Below are 20,175 nucleotides of genomic sequence, written 5' to 3' on the forward strand. Positions count from 1 at the left end.
TCACCTTGGAGACGTTTCAGAGGGCATCAGCGAATCATCCAGCGTTTGTTCGCGATCTCCGGTCAGAGTCTGCTCGGGAGCGGTGTGAATGAGGTAACGTCCTGCGATTGCGTTGGCCAGCTGTGGGATTTTCGATTGCACTAATTCCAGCAATCGCTCCAGTTCCACCCGGGTTCCGGCTGAGTTGACCTCGGTCAGCGTCGCAACGTCCGCGATCAGCAACGGGTGCTGAAGTTCACGGGCCAAACGCTCATCTGCCCCCAGCGCCACACGCCCTGGTTCAGTCGGCAGATCACTCAGCAGTTGCTGAATGTCATTGAGCTGAAAACGCAGTGATCGCGGGTTGGTTTCATCCGTGACCATCAAATCGATTGCCGGCGCGGGACGGACCAATGACAAGTACCGCGAACGATAGGTCATCAAACTGTCGGTTGCATCCAGAATGCTCTCACAGAGCCCGACTTCATCGGCGATCGGACGCGTCATCGTTGCCAGCAACAACTCCGCCGTTTGGTCCGCCCGTTCCAAGCGTCGTCCGAGCAAAACGAACCGCCAACCATGTGTTCGGGTCAGGCTTTCCGCGGTCAAACCACTGAAGGCCATCAAGTGAGTGATCAAACGATTGAGTCGCTCCATGGCACGCGACACGTTGGGTGCCACCGATCGTTTCGTACCGGAGATATCCGAATGCATGCTTTGGAAGATGCGATAGGCGTCCAGTGAAATTCGGTCGCGCACAGCGGTCGCGTTGTGCAGAGCACTGGCCACCGAAATCTGCAGGGCTCTCGGATTGGCCGTGTCAAAGACACTGGAAGGCAGCACACTGTCCAGTTGCGGCATGGCGCCGTCGAGACCTTCGATCACGTAGTCCGGTTCGAGCTGACCAACCGCGGCCAACGCCGCGACCAACCTCGACATCTCAGGCAGGTCGCTCAGTTCATCTTCGCCAACCAAACGCGCCAAGGTTGTTCGAAGCAAACGGGCAATCGATTCACAACGTTCGACGTAACGTCCCAACCAAAATAAATGCTCGGCCACACGACTGGGCAATTCCGCCCCGCTGCGTCGCAGCACAATGGTGCTTTCGTCGTGGGACAACAACGTCGTTTCATGGTCCACCGGTTTGTCGCTGACAATCCAGCAATCTTGTGTCAACTGACCCTGCGTCGGTGAGTTGCTAAGCAAATCTTCTTTCGGACTGACGCGTGCCAACGCACCCGGCAAGACTTCGATGTTGGTCTTCGTCTGGAGAACAAACGTGCGGAGCGACACATGCCAGGGCTCGAAACGTTCTCGTTGCCACACCGGAGTGATGCTGTGTGAAAAACGATGTTGCCCGACGAATCGATTGGGTTGTGCCTTGATGCGACGAACCAAGGCTTCCTTCTCTTCCGCACTGCAACGGATCGGCATCACCGGCCGAGTGTCGCTGACCGCAAACGCATCCCGGATGACCAATTCATCCAGATGCTCCAGCACATAGCGACGTTCCTTTTCTGCCCCGCACCAGTACGTTGCGACGCTAGGAAGCTGAAGCGTTTCCCCCAACAACAACTTCGCAGCAGCTGGCAAAAACGGAATCAAGGCAGGCATCTCCGCGATCACGCTTCCGATCGAGTTGACGACCGCCAATTGCCCACCGCGTTTGCATCGCAACAATCCTGTCACCCCTTCGGTGGAATGCGGATCCAATTCCAACGGATCACATTTCCGATCCGAGACATGGCGCCATAGGACTTCGATGGGAAGCAAGCCACCCAACGTCTTCAAGTGCAGACGTTCGCCACGAACCGCCAAGTCACGACCTTGGACCAACGTGTACCCCAAGTAGCGAGCGAGGTAGGCATCTTCGAAATCGCGATAGCTGCCATGGCCCGGCGTCAGCAAGGCGACTCGTGGGTTGCCGTCTTGGCGTGGAGCCAGCGACCGAAAATGACGCCGCATCGATCCAAAAAACGATGCCAACCGACGCACATTCGCGGCGCGACTCAAATGCGGGAACACACGTCCGTGAACAATGCGATTCTCAAGCAGATACCCCAATCCACTGGGGGCCCGAGTGCGATCGCCGGTGACCCACCATCCACCATCACTGGCACGAGCCACATCGAAACCAACCAAATGCAATCGATGCCCCGCCGAAACGGGCAAGTTGTGATAAACACGCAGGAACCGAGGGTTGTCCCACAACAACTCCGGTGGCAAAACTCGCTCGCGAATCAGACGCTGAGGTCCGAGCAAGTCCGCCAAAATGGCTTCCAGAACTCGGGTCCGTTGCGTCAATCCAACGACCAACCGATTCCAATCTTGATCAGCGATGGCCATCGGCACCGTCGCCAATTGCCAAGGACGGGTCTGGGTGCCTTCACCGGTGTCAATTTGAAACGTCGAACCGTTTTCGCGAATCAGCTGTTCAATTTGCGATTCACGATCATTCAGTCCTGACGAGCCAAGTGCCAAGACTTCATCGGCAATGCTCTTCCAACACGGCCGCAAAGCACCATCAGGCAGACGGCACTCGTCAAAGCGTTCCGCGATCGAAGCGTAATTTGCCAACGACAGCCCAAGTGGGGATCCCGATGGCAAATCATTGGACGGAGCTGTCGCGGTGGGAGTCGGCACGTTCACCTGTGATTCGATCGGGGTTGGCAACAGGATCGACCCGAGGATGTTCCAACGGGGTCAAACTTCTTCGTCGCGGTTGAGCACTGAAACCATTGTAACCGAGCCCATGGATTCGACGAATGACCAGATCAGCAAATGCACTTCACCTTTTCCGCCCACCTCTCCCTCCGAGGTCGTGGCGTTTTGAAGTGCCGCTCCAGCAGTGACTTGCAGACCCCCACCCGTGAAACGGGAGGGGTCGGAAAACGAGCGTTCAGCGAGATTTCCGGGGGAGGCCATCACACGCCGTTTCCCATGCCCGGGCCCCCTCCCCGGGCTGGGTTCGCGAGGACATCCTAACTGCGTCGCAAATCCATCGTGACCGGGAACGGCTCGAACCCAGTTCGCGCTGGCAACCCAGGCATCACGATTTCGCCACCAGTCAGCGTGAAGGGACGGAACCGCGACGCGCGTCGTGATTCTGCTTCCTTCGGATTGACCGGGAACCGTTCATGACTGAGTCCGCCTGGGTGCACCGTGTGATAGGTGCAACCCCCGATAGAACGACACGCCGAACGATTCACCAAATCAAATCGCAACGGCGTGTGAACACCGATCGTGGGATGCAAACAGCGAGGCGGCTGCCACGCTCGATAGCGGATGCCAGCGACGTATTGCCCAGCGACTCCGGTGGCATGCAGCGGAACTTCACGTCCCGCCACAATCAACGCATGGCGATCTGGTTCCAAACCTTCCACCAACACCTGCAATCGTTCCAGCGACGAATCAACAAATCGAGTCGTCCCACTCGAGCCAGGTTCTTCACCCATCACGTACCACGGTTCGATGGCGCTGCGGAGCTCCACTCGCATTCCGTCCAGGACCATCTCGCCAATCAACGGGAATCGGAACTCGTGATGCACCGCGAACCAATCCGCTGACATCGGAGATCCCTTGGCATTGAGTTCTCCGATCAATTGCGTGATGTCCTGCCACGCAAAGTGCGGCAGCAAGAACTGATCGTGAAGACGCGTTCCCCAGTGTTGAATCGGACGGTCGTAGGGTTGCTGCCAAAATGCGGCGACACAGGACCGGATCAACAACAGCTGAGCCAGACTCATTTGTTCGTGCGGTGGCATTTCAAAACCACGCAGCTCAAGCAGCCCCAAACGTCCAGTCGAACTATCGGGCGAATACAGTTTGTCGACGCAGATTTCAGCGCGGTGTGTGTTGCCTGTCAAATCGACCATCAAGTCGCGGAACAGTCGATCAACCAACCACGGCGGAACATCTGTCTCCGTTGGCGGCAACTGACTCAGTGCAATGTCCATTTCGTAGGACGCGTCTTGTCTCGCCTCATCCATCCGAGGTGCTTGGCTGGTCGGGCCAATGAACCGGCTGCTGAACATGTAGGACAGCGAGGGGTGGTTGTTCCAAAAACGAATGAAACTGGCCAACAAATCCGGTCGACGCAAGAACGGGCTTTCGTTGGTGGAGCGTCCACCCAAGACAATGTGATTCCCGCCACCCGTCCCGGTGTGATAACCATCCAGGTCGAACTTCTCCGTTCCCAACCGCGACTTGCGGGCTTCGTGATACAGCGATTCGGTCAATTCAACCAAAGCGTCCCATGAGGCCGTGGGTTGCGTGTTGACTTCGATCACGCCGGGATCCGGAGTGACTTTGAACAATTCAATTCGATCATCGGATGGCGGCAAATAGCCCTCGATGATGACGGGCAATTGCGTCGACACACAGGTTTGCTCGATCGCCCTGATCAAATCCAAGTAGTCTTCGATCCGCTGCGTCGGGGGCATGAAAACATACAAACGCCCATACCTGCATTCCACACAAAGCGCCGTTTGCACCACGTCTTCGCTGGTCGGCAAATTGTCATCGTCTTCTTCATCCAAGACCTGAGGATGAATCCGTGTCCGACCTTCTTCTCGAGAATCTTCACGGTGTTGGCCGCGTGGATCCTGTTCGTTGCCCCGCGGCATGCTCGAGGTTGGCAAAGGCCCATGGGGAGCAGTGGGATCCATGGGTGTGGTGTAGAACGGGGCTTCCGATGCCGAGGAAACTGGCAATCGATCCAGTGGCAATCGCAAACCAATGGGCGAATCACCAGGGATCAAATACACCTGCTCGCTGCGAACGGGCCATCGGCCACTGATCCAACCCGGACGAGCTTGCCACCAAGCTCGTCGAACAGGCAAAACAAATCCAACCGGTGATCCTAGACCCGCGTTGAACGTCCGCATCATCATGGCACGTTCGTTGGGGTCCTCCAGTTTCGGATCCGAAGGATCCACATCGATCGGCAGCCGATTTTCTTTCCACAAGTAGTGAAAGACATCCTCGTGGACCGGGAATGCCATCCGTGCATTGACATTCAGCTCTCGAGCGAGCGATTTGACAAAGCGTTCCGCGTCCTGATGAGTGTGCCCGTAGTCCTTCCCTTCATCACCGATCCATTGATCGTCGTGCCAGATCGATTGCCCATCGCGACGCCACAAACAGGTCAACGCCCAACGTGGCAATGACTCACCGGGATACCATTTGCCTTGCCCGTAGTGCAGCAAACTGCCCGGTGCCCAGCGTTCACGAAGCCGAGTCAGCAAGACGTTGCTGAGCACACGCTTCTCTTCACCGACCGCGTCGGTGTTCCACTGCGGATCATCCATGTTGTCGATCGAGACAAACGTGGGTTCGCCGCCCATTGTCAGTCGCACATCGGCGGCTTCCAGTTGTTCATCAATCTCTCGACCGGCCTGCAGGATCTCCTTCCAAGTGGAGTCTGCATACGGTTTTGTCACACGTGGGTCTTCATGGACCCGAGTGACGGTCATCTCGTGTTCGAACTCCACCTCACACGGTTCATGCCCGCCGATAATCGGTGCAGCATCTGTGAACGAGGGGGTGCATGCCAACGGGATGTGACCTTCGCCGGCCATCAAACCACTGGTTGGATCCAATCCGACCCATCCAGCGCCAGGCAGATAGACCTCGGTCCAAGCGTGCAAATCACAGAAATCTTCGGTGGGACCATTGGGACCATCCAACGATTCTTGATCGGCGGTCAGCTGAATCAGGTAACCCGACACAAACCGCGATGCCATGCCCATGTGACGAAATGCATTGACCAACAACCATGCCGAATCGCGGCAGGATCCGCTGCACAACGTCAAGGTTTCCTCGGGCGATTGAACGCCCGGTTCCATTCGGATTTTGTAGTCGATTTTTTCTTGGGCGGCTCGATTGACATCCACCAGGAAGTCAATGATTCGCTCGGACTTCTTAGGAAGCGTCTCCAACCACTTCGCGAACTTGGGAGTCATCTCGACGGGTGCGAGATAACTGGCCAATTGCCGCTTGGCTTGCGCGTCGTATTCGAACGGCCATCCTTGGGCCGAATCGTCCACGAAGAACTCAAACGGATTGATGACCGTCATGTCGGCGACCAAGTCCACACAAACCGTCAAATGATCCGTCGGCTTTTCGAACACCAACCGCGCAACAGGGTTCGCGAACGGATCCTGCTGCCAATTGCAAAAATGGTCCTCGGGCGAGATCGCCAAATTGTACGACACGATCGGGGTCCGACCGTGATAGGCCGGACGCAATCGAACCTGCTGAGGTCCGACCATGATCGGCCGTTCGTAGTGGTACGAAGTCTTGTGATGGAGCGCGACGCGGATCGTCATGAATTTACCGAGATTTGAAAATAGTCTTGACCAAGAGCCTCACCGATGCGATTCACCTCGGTTTGCACGGAATCAATGAATTGATGCATGCCGCCCGCCAGAGCCTCTTCGACCTGAGTGTGAGCCAAGCGGTGTTGCAGAGCGTCGAGGATGGGGCCGGCTGTTCGGGGGATGTTGCTGGAGGACTCTTCTTCAATTTCCCCGAGGGACCAGTTCGCGGAGGCGATGCAGTGGTGGATCGATCTTGGAAAACTGCGATTGAACAGGAAAAAATCAACCACCTTCTCAATCTCAATCTGATGATGATCGCGACGGTACGCTTCGATTCCGCTGATCGCCTGCAACAACGCTGACCACTGCAAATCGTCCACGGCGGTGCCGACGTCCGCCAGGTTGGGTAGCAGGTTGAAGTACTTCACGTCCAAGATGCGAGAAGTCTTGTCGGCGCGTTCGAGCATTCGTCCTAAGTTTGCAAAGTGCCAACCAATGTCCTGGTCCATGGTGCTGGCAAACACGCCACTCCACAGCAGTGTCTGCTTCCGAACCGCATCAAAGAACTGACTGGTCGGGTCGGTCGCCGCGGCGGGCGAGGCTTCGCCGACGAAAAGATAAAACTGATTGAGCTGTTCAAATGCCTCGGACGACAACGTTTCGCGAACGCCCCTCGCATTTTCTCGCGCGGCACCCAGGCAAGAAACCATGCTGTTCGGATACTCGTCGTCAAAGGCGAGGAACTGAACCACATTGCGACTGTCTGGTTTGCCGTACTTCGCCTCGAACCACTCTTCGTCCCCCGTGACTTGCACCAACGGGCTCCAAGGATCAACCAAGTTCTCGGGTTGATCCAAAATCAAGTTCAGAGTGACCTCCAAGAAACGTGCGATGTTTTCTGCACGTTCGACTTGGCGACTCATCCAGTAGACGGATTCAGCAACGCGTGAAAGCATATCAGTGGGTCAGCGAAGAAAAGTAAAAGCGACGGTGGGATTGCGACGGAAGCGACGACAGAGAATACAGACGAAGGCGGCGGAGCCATCGTGCGGATGGAACCCGGCCACCAATATGCGTTACGGCCGAGCGACCGTTTCACCAGCTTGGGCCACCACCCAAGTGTCTTTGCTGCCGCCACCTTGGGATGAGTTCACAACGAGACAGCCCTTCTTGAGCGCCACACGTGTCAAGCCGCCAGGCAGAACCCACACGTCATCGGGACCATCACAAAGAATGTAAGGCCGCAAATCGACGTGGCGTCCTTCCAAATGATCGTCCACCATGGTCGGAACCCGAGACAGGCTCAGCGTTGGTTGAGCGATGTAGTTGCGTGGATTCTCGAGGATTTTCGCAGCGAATTCTTGGCGTTCTTCTGGCGTGGCGTGCGGTCCAATCAAGATGCCGTAGCCGCCCGATTCACCAGCGGCTTTGACCACCAACTCGTCCAAGTGATCCAGCACGTACGCGCGATCCTCGTCACGGTCACACAAATAGGTCGGCACGTTCGACAGGATCGGTTCTTCGCCCAAGTAATACCGAATCATCTCCGGCACATAAGCGTAGACGACCTTGTCATCGGCCACGCCGGTCCCAGGCGCGTTGGCCAGAGCCACATTGCCGGCCCGATAAGCCGACATCAACCCAGGGACGCCCAGCATCGACTTCGGATTGAACACTTCGGGGTCCAAGAAAGTGTCGTCGACGCGTCGATAGATCACGTCCACGGCTTGCAGACCATCGGTCGTTCGCATGTAAACGCGATCATCCTCGACCAACAAATCGCGTCCTTCGACCAACTCGACTCCCATTTGGTGAGCCAGATAGGAATGCTCGTAGTAAGCGCTGTTGTAGACGCCTGGTGTCAACACAACGACGTTTGGATCGGCAACATTGCTTGGCGCCATTCGGCGAAGCATCTGGTACAGCCGCGCCGGGTAATCACTGACCGGCCGAACCATCGACGCCGCGAAAGCTTGTGGGAAGTTTCGTTTCATCACCGAACGGTTTTGCAACACGTACGAAACGCCTGAAGGACACCGCAGGTTGTCTTCCAGGACAAACACGTTGCCGTCGTCGTCACGGACCAAGTCGGTCCCGGTGATATGGCACCAAACATCGTGCGGCGGACGCAAGCCCTTGCACTCAGGCAAATAGGCCGGGCAGGAATCGACGATCGATGCGGGAATGATCCCGTCGTCGATGATTTTCCGCTCGTTGTAGATGTCCGACAAGAAACGATTCAACGCGCGAATACGCTGTTTCAATCCGCTGTCGATGTGCCTCCAAACATCCGGTGCAATGATGCGTGGAACAATGTCGAACGGCATGATCTTTTCGGTGCCAGCGGAATCGCTGTAAACCGTGAACGTGATGCCCATCTGATACAGCGAACGCTCAATCGCCAACTGACGACGGTTCAGTTCGCCTGGCGGCAAGCGGTTGATCAATTCCACCAATGCGACCGAATCAGGCCGAGCACAAGCGTTTTCATCGACGACTTCGTCGAAGAACGACTCGGTCTGGTAACCGTCTAGATACGGCACCTGTCCCGACTGCGATTGCGACTGCACTGGCCCGTTTTGAGATTGACCGGCCTGAGCCTGAGCCATCTGCGACTGAGTTTGTTGCGGCTGATTTTGCATGGAGCGATCTACCAGTCCGCGTTCACGAAACCGGTTAACAGAGTAAACACGACGACACACATCCCTCTCAACCACCGTCGAAATGGTTGGGGTTCACGGTCAGCCCGCCTCTGACTGATACGCTGCAGTGTATCGCAATGGGGGACGCCAATGACACCAATTGCCGGCGGCCTTTGTCAAAGAAGGCAAGTTTTCCTCCGCGGTGCATTAGCAGTGCAGTGAATGCCATAAACCCGTCTTTCGACACTCAAACACCGCCTGAAACCGACAAAACCACGGGCTCAAATTTCACATGTTTGACCGCTGCGCCACCGTTGTAGAAGTCGATCCCAGCGACATGGACACCGCGGAGACATCGATGGGTGTGTCCAAAGACCACTCGTTGCACGTCATGGTGCAACCAAGTCGGCTGCTGCCGCGCCCAATGCAGCAAACGCAGGCACGTCGAGCGGCGTCGATGAGCAACGCCCGCGGCCGCCAAATGCAATCGCGCGGACACCGCCGCATCGTAAAAACCATTCTTTAAATTGGCAGGTGACTTGTCCGATTCGTGTGCCCAACGGTTTCGATAATGGGCCAAGCCGGCGGCATGGCCGCCTCCCTCAATCACGTCCCCATGAACCATCAACAAATCCGCCAATCGAACCGCGTCCCAGTCCACATGGACGGCACCAGGCTGCAATCGCAATCGAACACGCGCCGCGGCCTCCGTCGAATCCGATCCCAAACCGCCGGGATCGGAGACCGATGGGGGATCGCTCTCTTGCTGATACGGCAGCGCCCATTCCCGAAGTGATTGGCGAAACGAGGCTTGCGCGTCGTGATTCCCATTGAGGTAAATGAAAACCTTGTCCGGAAATTCGGCTCGCCAGGCTTCCAACCATTCAATCGCAGCATTTCGCGAGACATCCCCATCGCCGAGCCGACTCCAGCAGAAGTCGAACAGGTCGCCTCCCCAAACACAGACGTTGGAGGCCTCGATGGCCCGCCGAATCGTGGCCTCGTGGCGTTCGATGTGGCAACGCGAGCTGAACAGGTGTAAATCGGAGATGAAGGCCAGCTGAACGGGATCCGCGAGATCGGGATCGGGAACTAATTCCGCCAACCTGGGCGACGTGTTACCGTGCTCTGACAACTGTTTTTTTCTACGTTTCAACATTTCTCTCTCGCATGGGTTGGTCAACCATGACCGTTCCTCCCCCCGATCCAACGACTGACGAATCGGCCTCTCCAGGGTACGAGACCGCGAATGCCGTGCCCACCGACGCGGGCAGGGTGATCCGCCACAGTTCGAAAGCCTTGGTGGCTCTGATCGCGGGGGCGATTGTGATTGGACTGATTCAATCGCGAGCCCCCGAAACCGATTATCAAAAAGCGTTGCTGCAAAGTTTGGCAGCCGGTGGGATCACTTTGTTGGTCGTTTTTTACCAGTTGCAACGTGCCAGTTTGGCGGCGGGGAAAGCATGGTGGGTGCCGGCCGGTTGCCTAGCCCTGATCCTCTCGGCGGTCACTCTCCTTCGATTCGAAAGCTTTTCGGGCGAAATGGTCCCCCGCTTCTCTTGGCGATTCAAAAACTCGGACACTCCCGCCCTCAAAACGACACCCTTGGCCGATGCCAATCCCACTGACGCGTTGGTGGCATCCGTTCCGTCTGAATCGCAAGGATCGTGGCGAGAGTTTTTGGGCAACAACCGAACGGGTGTTCTGGAGGAGCGTGCCTTCGCCATTTCCACTTCCGCCGATCAAGTGACCCGCCGATGGGACATTGGTATCGGCGAAGGCTGGTCCTCGTTTGCGGTCGCTGATGGCATCGCGGTGACACTCGAACAACGCGGTGAGATGGAATGTGTCACGGCCTATCGTCTTTCGGATGGCCAATTGCTGTGGTTGGTTGAACACGAAGCGAATCACTTTCAAGCGCTCGGTGGAGGCGGCCCGCGATCCACCCCCACCATCACCCCTGCCACCGAATTTTCTCCGGGAAAAGTCTACGCCCAAGGTGCCACAGGAACCGTTTGGTGCTTGAACCTCTCCGACGGCAAAATCCTCTGGCAACGTGACTTGTTGGAAATCACGAGTTGGAACCAAGAGGATTCGGAAGCAGCCATCTCTTGGGGCCGGTCAGGATCGCCACTGATGGTCGACAATCTCTGCGTGCTTCCACTTGGCGGCCCCGATTCAGAATCAGATGCCGGACGGTCGCTGATTGCCCTGGATGCTGCCACGGGGGAAACACGCTGGCGAGCCGGCGAACAACAAATCAGCTACGCATCTCCGATGGTCATGACCCTTGGCGGCCAACGTCAGATCGTCGCGGTCAACGAAGCGGACATCACGGGGCACGATATTGCCTCAGGCGAAGTGCTTTGGTCGTTCCCCTGGGAAGGCAAATCGAACTCCGGTGCGAACTGTGCCGCCGCGATTCCTGCAGGCGAGGATCAGTTCCTGATCGGCAAAGGCTACGGCGGTGGCAGTTCGCTGATCGAAGTCACGCGAACCGATACCCCATCCGCATCGGACACAGCCTCTTCCGAAACGTCCGATTTCGTGGTGAATGAAATCTGGCATTCATCGCGTATCCTAAAAACCAAATTCAACCATGCGTTGGTCCAAGACGGCATCGCCTATGCCTTGAGCAACGGTGCCTTGCAAGCGGTTGAAATCGAATCCGGCAAACGACTGTGGGAACAATCCCGTCGCGATCGCTTTGGACAAGGACAAGCGATCTTGGTCGAGGACGTTCTGGTTGTGCAAGCTGAAGAGGGCGAAGTCGTGTTGGTCGCCGCTGAGCCTGATGATTATCGCGAGTTGCTTCGCATCCCCGCCCTGCAACACAAGACCTGGAACATTCCCACCGTGGTCGGCAACCTGATCCTGGTTCGAAACGCACACCAAGCCATCGCACTGGAGCTGCCTCAATGACATCCCTTTCTTCCTCCGTGTTCCCAAATTCAGACCCCTACCCCGATTTCGAGAAAATCGAACCACTCGATTTTCTCGTGGTTGCTCCTCACCCCGATGATGCGGAACTGGGCATGGGCGGGACGATCATGCGAATGATCGATGAAGGCATGCGTGTCGGCGTGTTGGACCTGACCAGCGGCGAACCCACCCCGCACGGCAGCCTCGAAATTCGCAGCCGCGAAACCGCTCGAGCGTCGGAAATCATGAAGCTGACTTGGCGGGGCAACGCTGGGTTAACCAACCGCGCGGTCGAAGCCACCCTGCCCGCTCGCGAACACATCGCCTCCTTCATTCGATGTTTGCGACCACGATGGTTGTTCGCACCCTACTTCCATGACGCACACCCCGACCACGTTGCCGCGACTCAGTTGGTTGAAGCCGCTCGCTTTCATGCGAAGCTGAGCAAAACGCCGATGCCCGGTCCGCGACACCATCCTGAACGCCTCTACTACTACTTCTGCATTCATCTTCGTTTGGCGGTGCAACCCAGCTGGATCGTGGACATTTCCGAACAATGGGACCGCAAACTGGAATCCATTCGCGCCTACGAGAGCCAATTCATCATCGGTCGAGACCCGGGACCGCCCAGCCTGACCGATCGCTTCCGGGACGATGCCGCTCACTGGGGCCGCCTGATCGATCGGCAATATGGAGAACCGTTTGCAACAAAAGAACCGCTTGCAATGGCCAGTTTGCGAGATTTGCTCTGAGCAGAAACCCAACTCACAAATTGCATTTGGCCGGGGCCGAAGTAGCCTATTTTCTCGAGCGTTTTGCTCCCTCTTCTTTGATGCATCGGTTTTCGACATGCCCGCTCAGGACGCCGCCAAGCCGCTGTTTCCATTGCCGCTGACGCCACTGGAAACGTTCTTCGTCTTGGACGAACGGCAATCGTGTCCCATCGTCAGCTACATCGAGATGCAATTTTCAACGCCTTTGCAACTGCCAGTCCTTCAGACCGCACTGGAGGAGACGGCCCAGGATCACCCACTGTTGTCCTGCAAATTGGTTCGCGAAGGTGCGCGGTTGTTCTGGAACTTCGATCCTGATCTCACACCGCGAGTGCTGACCAACGATGACCTGCCATTGACCACCGGGCCGGCCGACAATCCCAGGCCCCAACCCTTCGATCTGTTTCAGGAACCAGGTTGTCGATTCTGGTATGTCCCCGAAGAAGCAGGCAGCCGTTTGTATGTTCAGGTGCATCATGCGTGCAGTGACGGCGTCGGAGTTCGACAGGTGATATTGGGCACGTTCACTCGCTATGCGCGTGCAACGGGTGACCCTGACTGCGGGAAAACGTCTCGGAAATCATCGCGATCCGCACCCAATGCAGAGCGTCTTCGTGACAGGTACGATTTTACCGAACTGCTTTCCAAGCCACCCAAACGTCCGTTGACGACCTGGGATCGAATTCGGAATGCCTATTACTTTCACTTCCAACGCCCCGCCGTTCTCTCCAAGCCCCCCATCGCCGTCAAGGAACGGGACGGTGTCTCAAACGAGGCTTCCTCGGGCGAACCCTTGCGACACATCCTGTTCAGCAAGGACGAATCCACCACCATTGAAAAAGCTTGCAGCGACGCATCGATCCGAGTCAACGACCTCGCCATCGCGATGCTGTTCCAAACCTTTGAGCAATGGGAACAGACGCATGGCGATGGAAAAGCGGTCCGCTACCGAGTGATGATGCCAGTGGATTTGCGATCGCGAAAGGACCTGGATTTGCCAGCCACCAATCGGCTCAGTTTTGCGTTCTTGGGTCGCCGCAAGGACCAATGCGATGATGCGAATGGGTTGGTTCAAGGTGTCGCCGATGAAATCCTGGCGATCAAAGATTCCCGCGTGCACATGGATTTCCTGGACGGCATGAGCGCTGCCATCCAGCATCCTCGGTTCATGCGTTGGGTCATCGATCACAGCCGACAGATGACGACCAGTGTCGTCACCTACACCGGCGATCTTTCACGCGGGATGAGAAAGTTCTTTCCAGAGGTCGATGGGCAGCTCCAGATCGGTGACGCAACTCTTCGCAACGCGCTCGGATCGCCCCCAGCTCGGGAGGGTACGAATGTCTCGTTAGGAATTTGCATCAACTGGGGCCAAATCTGCATCTCCGCCTCCTGGAACCGCGAAGCCTGGGACGCAGCCACCACCGACCAATTCTTGGAAGCCTACACGAACAACTGGCGTCGTTGGTTGCAACAGCGAGAAGACATTTCAAGTTCTTCCCACGAAAAAACCCGCCCGAGCGAGCTGCTCGGACGGGTGACGTGAATCAGTGCCCAGGGTTGTCTGATTGGATCACTTCTTCGGCTGCGTGATGCCTGGCCAATCATCGGTTCGGAACGGCGTCACTGGCAGACCTTCCAGACTTTGCACGTTGCAGACTGGGTTGTCGGCCCACGCGTAGCGAACAGAAACCGGGGTTTCGACCGAGTCGGCTGACACTTCGATCGTGTCTTTGCCAACGATCTTGGCCTGGGCGTGAACAAACTTTTGATCTTCACCCGCGATGGTGAAACCGATCAATTCGCGAACATCGAATGTGTCCAATCCACCGCCGACGTGATCAAACTTGACGATCGCTTTGTTGCCGTCAAACTTCACTTCACGATAGGTTGGGCTGCGGTAAGGAATGTCATAGCCGTAGTCTTTGACCAGTGCCCATCGAGCCAATCGCTTGGCCACGTCTTGTTTGTTCTTGGGGTGAATGTCAGCCGATTCGCCCAAGTTCAAAATCACCGCTTCGCCCGTGTTTGGCAATCGCGACATCGTCATCGTTTGTGCTTCGCGAAGTTCGGCCCAACTGCTGTCGGTCGGCTCTTCGACTTCCGAGCGGAAGTCAGCCAATTGCACCCAGTAGAACGGGAAGTCGCCTTGGCCCCATTTGTCACGCCAGGTTTGAATCATCAACGGGAAGAGGTCCCGGTACTCGTAGGCTCGTCCGGCATTTGATTCGCCTTGGTACCAGATGGCACCTCGAATCGTGTAGCCGATCGTTGGCAACAAGACGCCGTTGTAGATGTTGGCAGGACGTTGATTGCCGGCAGAGTCATCGCGTGGTCGTCGAGGTGCGTTGCCTTGGCGGCCGTCTGCAACCCACTTGTCATTTTTCTCTTTCCACGATTTCAACAGCGCGTCGTAGTCGTAGTTTTTCATTCGCTTGTCCCAGCCTGCGAGCAAGGACTCGTACTTGTCTTCGGCTTCCAGCACATCGCGAGGAACCCAAGCCTCAGCCGCGGAACCACCCCAAGCGTTGTCGATCAATCCGACTGGCACGTCCAAGGTTTCGTGCAGTTGGCGGCCAAAGAAGTAACCGACCGCGGAAAAGCCTTTGACGGTTTCCGGTGTCGCAGCGGTCCAGCTGCCTTTGAAATCTCGCTGAGGTTCTTGCGTGCCCACGGTTGGCACGGAGATCAAACGAATTTGCGGGTAGTTGGCCGTCAGGGATTCCAGATCGCCATCGTTGGCACTTTGCACGGCCCAAGCCATGTTGGATTGCCCTGAGCAGATCCAGACTTCGCCGACCAGCACATCGGTGAAGGTCTTGGTCTCGTCGGCTTTGACAGTCAAATCATAGGGTCCACCAGCAGGAAGGGCTGGGACCGAGACATCAAATCGTCCTTCGTCGTTGGCTTTGCCTTTGGCGGCACGATCGCCCAGTTGAACGCTGACTTCTTGGCCGGGTTTGGTCCAGCCCCAGATATGAACGGGTTCGTTTCGCTGCACGACCATCGAGTCGCCAAAGATCGCTGGCATCATCAATTCCGCCTGTGCGGTCGAGCCCATCAGGCTCGTCAGACAACTCGCGATCGCGATTCCGGCGAGTAAAAACCGGTTGGGAAGGGGTGTTTTCATGGTGGAAATTTCTCCATGGGAGGGATGGGAGGTGGGATTGTCAGCAGCAGCATAATCGCTGGACCGCCCCGGTTGGGATCGCGACGATTTTCACAAATCTTCGAACATTCCGAGTAAAACGAAACGTGCTCTCAACATTACTTGGTGGAGACCCAATGGTTTGACTCGTTCGTGCAAGGCATTTGAAGACCTGCTTCAGCAGGCCCAACGTCCTGTGCTTGGTCATTTGATCAGGCTGACCGGATCGATCCACGCTGCGCAGGACGTGCTGCAATCAGCGAATGTCACGGCAATGGAAAAACAATATGCGTTTGAAGAAGGAACGAACTTCGTCGCCTGGCTGAGTCAGATCGCCTGCAACCATCATCGCAATCAGGCCCGCAAACTTGCCACGTCCTCCTCCGTGGTACTCGTCGACGATCAATTGCACGACGTCATTGAACGACGTCATCGCGAACGGGTCGAACAGAATCGCCAACGCAACAATTGGCAACGGCTGAGCCACTGCTTGGATCAACTCCCAGATCACCAACGCGAATTGGTCCAGCGGTTTTACTTGGACGGCCAGACATTGAATGAATTAGCTGAAATGAGCGGTCGCAAAGCCAATGCGATCGGGCAAGCCCTTCATCGAGCTCGTCAACGCTTGGTTCGCTGCGTCCAACAAACAGGCGATTCCACAGACGCCGAGTTTCTCTCCGATCATCCCCTTTCTCAACCAACGGCGGAAACCCCATGAGTTCCCGGGAACGAATCGATCAACTGCTGGCCGCTCACTCAGCGAACGAACTGACGGCGGAAGAAGCCAACGAACTGCGAGAGATTTTGATGTCCGACAGCAAGGCCCTGGACCATTACCTCGATCTGTGTGAACTGGACGAGGCATTGGTTTCGCAGACAGCGGCCGGCACGCCCGCATTGAACAAGCCATTCGCAGCTTCGCCGATCACGTCTCAACACTCGAGCATGCGACCCTTTCTCACCTGGTGCGCCGCCGCGTCCGCGTTGGTCGTTGGCAACATGATTTGGTTGCAGACATGGACGGCATCCAATCATTCCCCCGTGGCGATGGTCAACGAAACCGTGACCTCATCACCCGAGGTGGATCGCACGACAACACGGACCACCAACCCTGTCGACGCGAAACACTCCGCCAATCGACGTCCCCCCAATCCGTGGAAGGTCATCAACTCGTCCGGTTCGATGAACCACCCCGCTCTGACCGCCGTCTCGATTCCCGAGCTGGAATCCGCGACCGATCGCAAACTGCAGTTCAATCGTGACATTCGCCCGATCCTCTCGGAAACCTGCTTTCACTGCCACGGTCCAGACGAACAAGGTCGCCGAGCTGACTTGCGACTCGACACGTTGGAAGGCGCCACGGCGGATCTGGGCGGTTACCAACCGATCGTGCCCGGCAACCTCGACGAAAGCGAGGCCTGGAAACGCATCATCAGCGACGATCCCGACATGCTGATGCCGCCACCCGAGTCTCACTTGGCTTTGACGCAGGAGCAAACAACGTTGCTCCAACGTTGGATCGAAGAAGGCGCCGCCTACGAGGGCCACTGGGCTTTCCTTCCGCCAACCATGCCTGAGGTTCCAACCGTTGATTTCACCGAGGAAGAATCCACGCAAAGCTGGGCTCGCAATGAAATTGATTTCTTTGTGGCGGCACGATTGGCCGAATCCGGTCTGGCACCCTCGCCAGAGGCCGAAGCAAGAGCGTTGATCCGTCGACTGAGCTTTGACTTGACCGGTTTGCCGCCCACCCCCGATGAGGTCAACGCATTCGTCCGCGACTATCAACGGCACGGCGAAACCGCTTACCAAGAAACGATCACGCGGTTGCTGAGTTCACCGCATCACGGCGAGCGAATGGCCCTGCCTTGGCTCGATCAAGCTCGCTACGCCGACACCAATGGCTATTCGATCGACGGCGGTCGCCACATGTGGTTGTGGCGAGACTGGGTGATTCAGGCTTACAACGACAACATGCCTTTCGATCAGTTTTTGACCGAACAGCTTGCGGGCGATTTGCTTCCCGATCCGACCGAGTCGCAACGGATCGCAACGGGATTCAACCGCAACCACATGATCACGCACGAAGGTGGCACGATCCCGGAGGAAAACCTCACGAACTATGTCGCCGATCGAGTGAAAACAACCAGTGAGGTGTTCCTCGGTTTGACGATGGGATGTGCTCAGTGCCATGACCACAAGTACGATCCGATCTCGCAGCACGAATACTATCAGTTCTTTGCGTTTTTCAACGAACTGCAAGACCGGGGGTTGGACGGTGACGGAGGCCGCAACGCGGCTCCCAGCATCACCGCGAAAACGGTGCTGCGGACCGATGAACTTCCATCGTTGGAAGCGGAATTGAAACAGCTTCGCGAGCAACTCAACCAGTCCACCGAAGGCTTGGAGTCGTGGTTGGCATCGCAACGTCAGGCAGAAGCATCACGAGGTGACCAGTTTGCGTTGGTGCCCATGGAACTGCTCGATGTGTCCTCTCCCAATCATCGCGGGGCCATTGAATTTGACGCCGATGGCACTGTCAAACTGGGGCAACCCAGTGGTGGCCTGAATGGCATGAGCCATTCACTGCGGTTGTCGACCGGAGACATCGCGGATGGATCGCCGATCATGGGAATTCGCATTTCGTTCCTTCCCCAGCCCGGCCCGGTGAAGCCAGCCTCCGAGCAAGACAAAAACGCTAACGCCCAAACCAACAGTGATCCGCTGATGGTGCTGACCCCCTTCCCAGATGCGGTTCCCAAAGTCGCGACGGTTCTGGTCTCCGCCACCGAACAACCGGCCGACCAAGTGGATTACCACCGGCAATTGGCGTTTCAAAAAATCACTGCCAGCAGTCAAGCCGAAGGGCATGCCACGGGATCGATTCGCGACGAGAGCAACGAACGATGGTGGCAACCCGCCGAAGGTCACTCCGAACAACATCTGACCCTGACATTCGATCAGCCGGTCGATCCCAAGGCGACTCCTTTTCTCAGCGTGTTGGTGGTGTTTGGTCAGCGAAACTCAACGCCGTTCGAGTGGCAGATTCAACCTTTCACAGGCAACGACACCGACAGTCGCTGGGACGCTTCGCTCGCCCAAGTCATTCAAACCTCGCCGAGCGATTGGGATGAACCTACCCGGCACCGTGTGCTGGAGACGTTTCGCGAATTCAGCGACCCACTCCAGCCACTGCGAATTCGAATCAGCAACCTGGAGGAGCGCCGCGAGGCACTGACCGGCACGTTCTCGACCATGGTGATGGACACCGCCGCGAAACCTCGCGAGACGTTTGTGCTGGACCGCGGCCAATATGACTCGCCCACGGACCGGGTTTTCCCTACCACGCCCAAGGTGTTGCCGGAACTCTCTCTCAAGAAGGCCGACCGGTTGGACTTGGCACGTTGGTTGACCAACCCCAAGCATCCTTTGACATCACGCGTGGCGGTCAATCGCATTTGGTCCCTGTTCTTTGGAACGGGATTGGTCGCCACTTCGGCGGACTTTGGATCGCAAGGCGAATACCCCAGTCACCCTGAACTGCTGGATTATCTCGCGACAAGTTTTGTCGAGAACGATTGGAATCAACAACAATTGATGCGTGAAATTGTCAGCAGCGCGACCTATCGCCAGCAGTCCTCCGCCACACCGGAACAGATCGAATTGGATCCCAAGAATCGTTTGCTCGCACGCGGGCCCCGGTTCCGTTTGCCGGCTGAATTCATTCGCGATCAAGCTCTCGCAGTCAGCGATTTGTTGGTGCCTCGGGTTGGCGGTCCAAGTTTGCAACCGTACCAACCACCGGCCCTTTGGAAAGAAGTCAGCCACTTTGGTAGCACACCCGCGACCAAACAAGTCTTCGTGCAAGACCACGGTGAGAAGCTGTATCGACGCAGCCTTTACACGTTTGTCAAACGAACCAGCCCGCATCCGGCGATGGCTGCATTCGATGCACCCAGCCGTGAACTGTGCACGATGGACCGCGGGGTAACGAACACTCCCATCCAAGCCTTGGTGACGCTGAACGACCCCCAGTTCGCCGAAGCCGCTCGTGTGTTGGCCGCTCGTTGGTTGGTCGAGTCGGGGACAGAGGAGCCGGGACGGAGTGAGCCTACGATCACGGACGCGGAACGAATGGATCAGGCTTTCACCATGGTCGTCGGTCGAATGCCCCACGAGGAAGAACGCGAAGCCGTGCTGTCACTGTTGGAAACCGAACGCGAACGCTTCGCTCAATCACCCGAGGATGCTTTGGCGGCTGTCTCAGTGGGCGAGTCACCTCGTTCGGAAACACTGGAACCCGCCGAGCATGCGGCATGGATGCAAGTCGCGACGTTGCTGCTGAACCTCAGCGAAACACTGACTCGACTTTGACCAAGTCGTTCAGG

At 56.8% G+C, this 20,175-nt stretch carries 11 protein-coding genes; 5 read left to right on the forward strand and 6 right to left on the reverse strand.

Features of this window, described 5'->3' with window-relative positions:
- From RISK_RS13015 to RISK_RS13040, 5 genes are all read right to left on the reverse strand, one after another.
- On the reverse strand, window positions 1-2,658 hold the full coding sequence (locus RISK_RS13015; RefSeq protein WP_047814725.1) for a circularly permuted type 2 ATP-grasp protein: 2,658 nt from the start codon (window positions 2,656-2,658) through the stop codon (window positions 1-3).
- Between the two features lie 302 nt (window positions 2,659-2,960).
- Entirely contained in the window at window positions 2,961-6,308 is a 3,348-nt protein-coding gene (locus tag RISK_RS13025; RefSeq protein WP_047814727.1) for a transglutaminase family protein, read from the reverse strand.
- The gene (locus RISK_RS13030) at window positions 6,305-7,255 is read right to left on the reverse strand and encodes an alpha-E domain-containing protein (RefSeq protein ID WP_047814728.1); all 951 of its coding nucleotides are present in this window, start codon (window positions 7,253-7,255) and stop codon (window positions 6,305-6,307) included. Before RISK_RS13030 ends, RISK_RS13025 begins: the two co-directional genes overlap by 4 nt.
- 120 nt (window positions 7,256-7,375) lie before the next feature.
- Complete coding sequence (locus tag RISK_RS13035) at window positions 7,376-8,941, reverse strand: circularly permuted type 2 ATP-grasp protein (RefSeq protein ID WP_047814729.1); 1,566 nt, start codon at window positions 8,939-8,941, stop codon at window positions 7,376-7,378.
- 247 nt (window positions 8,942-9,188) lie between these two features.
- Window positions 9,189-10,100 (reverse strand): metallophosphoesterase, encoded by a 912-nt coding sequence (locus RISK_RS13040; RefSeq protein WP_236696261.1) that lies wholly within the window; start codon window positions 10,098-10,100, stop codon window positions 9,189-9,191.
- Between the two features lie 26 nt (window positions 10,101-10,126).
- Here RISK_RS13040 and RISK_RS13045 point away from each other — a divergent pair, with 26 nt between their 5' ends.
- The 3 genes from RISK_RS13045 to RISK_RS13055 all read left to right on the forward strand — a co-directional run bounded on the left by RISK_RS13045 (window position 10,127) and on the right by RISK_RS13055 (window position 14,182).
- Entirely contained in the window at window positions 10,127-11,863 is a 1,737-nt protein-coding gene (locus RISK_RS13045) for an outer membrane protein assembly factor BamB family protein (protein ID WP_083434958.1), read from the forward strand.
- Complete coding sequence (gene bshB1 / locus RISK_RS13050) at window positions 11,860-12,615, forward strand: bacillithiol biosynthesis deacetylase BshB1 (RefSeq protein WP_047814730.1); 756 nt, start codon at window positions 11,860-11,862, stop codon at window positions 12,613-12,615. The genes RISK_RS13045 and bshB1 overlap by 4 nt, the downstream gene beginning before the upstream one ends.
- A 97-nt stretch (window positions 12,616-12,712) precedes the next feature.
- On the forward strand, window positions 12,713-14,182 hold the full coding sequence (locus RISK_RS13055; RefSeq protein WP_047814731.1) for a hypothetical protein: 1,470 nt from the start codon (window positions 12,713-12,715) through the stop codon (window positions 14,180-14,182).
- 27 nt (window positions 14,183-14,209) lie between these two features.
- On the opposite strand, the gene RISK_RS13060 is transcribed toward RISK_RS13055, so the two are convergent.
- Window positions 14,210-15,766 carry a sialate O-acetylesterase gene (locus tag RISK_RS13060; RefSeq protein ID WP_047814732.1) on the reverse strand — a complete coding sequence of 519 codons (1,557 nt, stop codon included), beginning with the start codon at window positions 15,764-15,766 and terminating at the stop codon, window positions 14,210-14,212.
- A 160-nt stretch (window positions 15,767-15,926) separates the two neighbouring features.
- Between RISK_RS13060 and RISK_RS13065 the strand changes: the two genes are divergently transcribed.
- Complete coding sequence (locus RISK_RS13065; RefSeq protein ID WP_047814733.1) at window positions 15,927-16,505, forward strand: sigma-70 family RNA polymerase sigma factor; 579 nt, start codon at window positions 15,927-15,929, stop codon at window positions 16,503-16,505.
- Window positions 16,502-20,161 carry a PSD1 and planctomycete cytochrome C domain-containing protein gene (locus RISK_RS13070; RefSeq protein WP_047814734.1) on the forward strand — a complete coding sequence of 1,220 codons (3,660 nt, stop codon included), beginning with the start codon at window positions 16,502-16,504 and terminating at the stop codon, window positions 20,159-20,161. The genes RISK_RS13065 and RISK_RS13070 overlap by 4 nt, the downstream gene beginning before the upstream one ends.
- Window positions 20,162-20,175: the final 14 nt, after the last annotated feature.

It is taken from the genome of Rhodopirellula islandica (assembly GCF_001027925.1).
Lineage (GTDB): Bacteria > Planctomycetota > Planctomycetia > Pirellulales > Pirellulaceae > Rhodopirellula > Rhodopirellula islandica.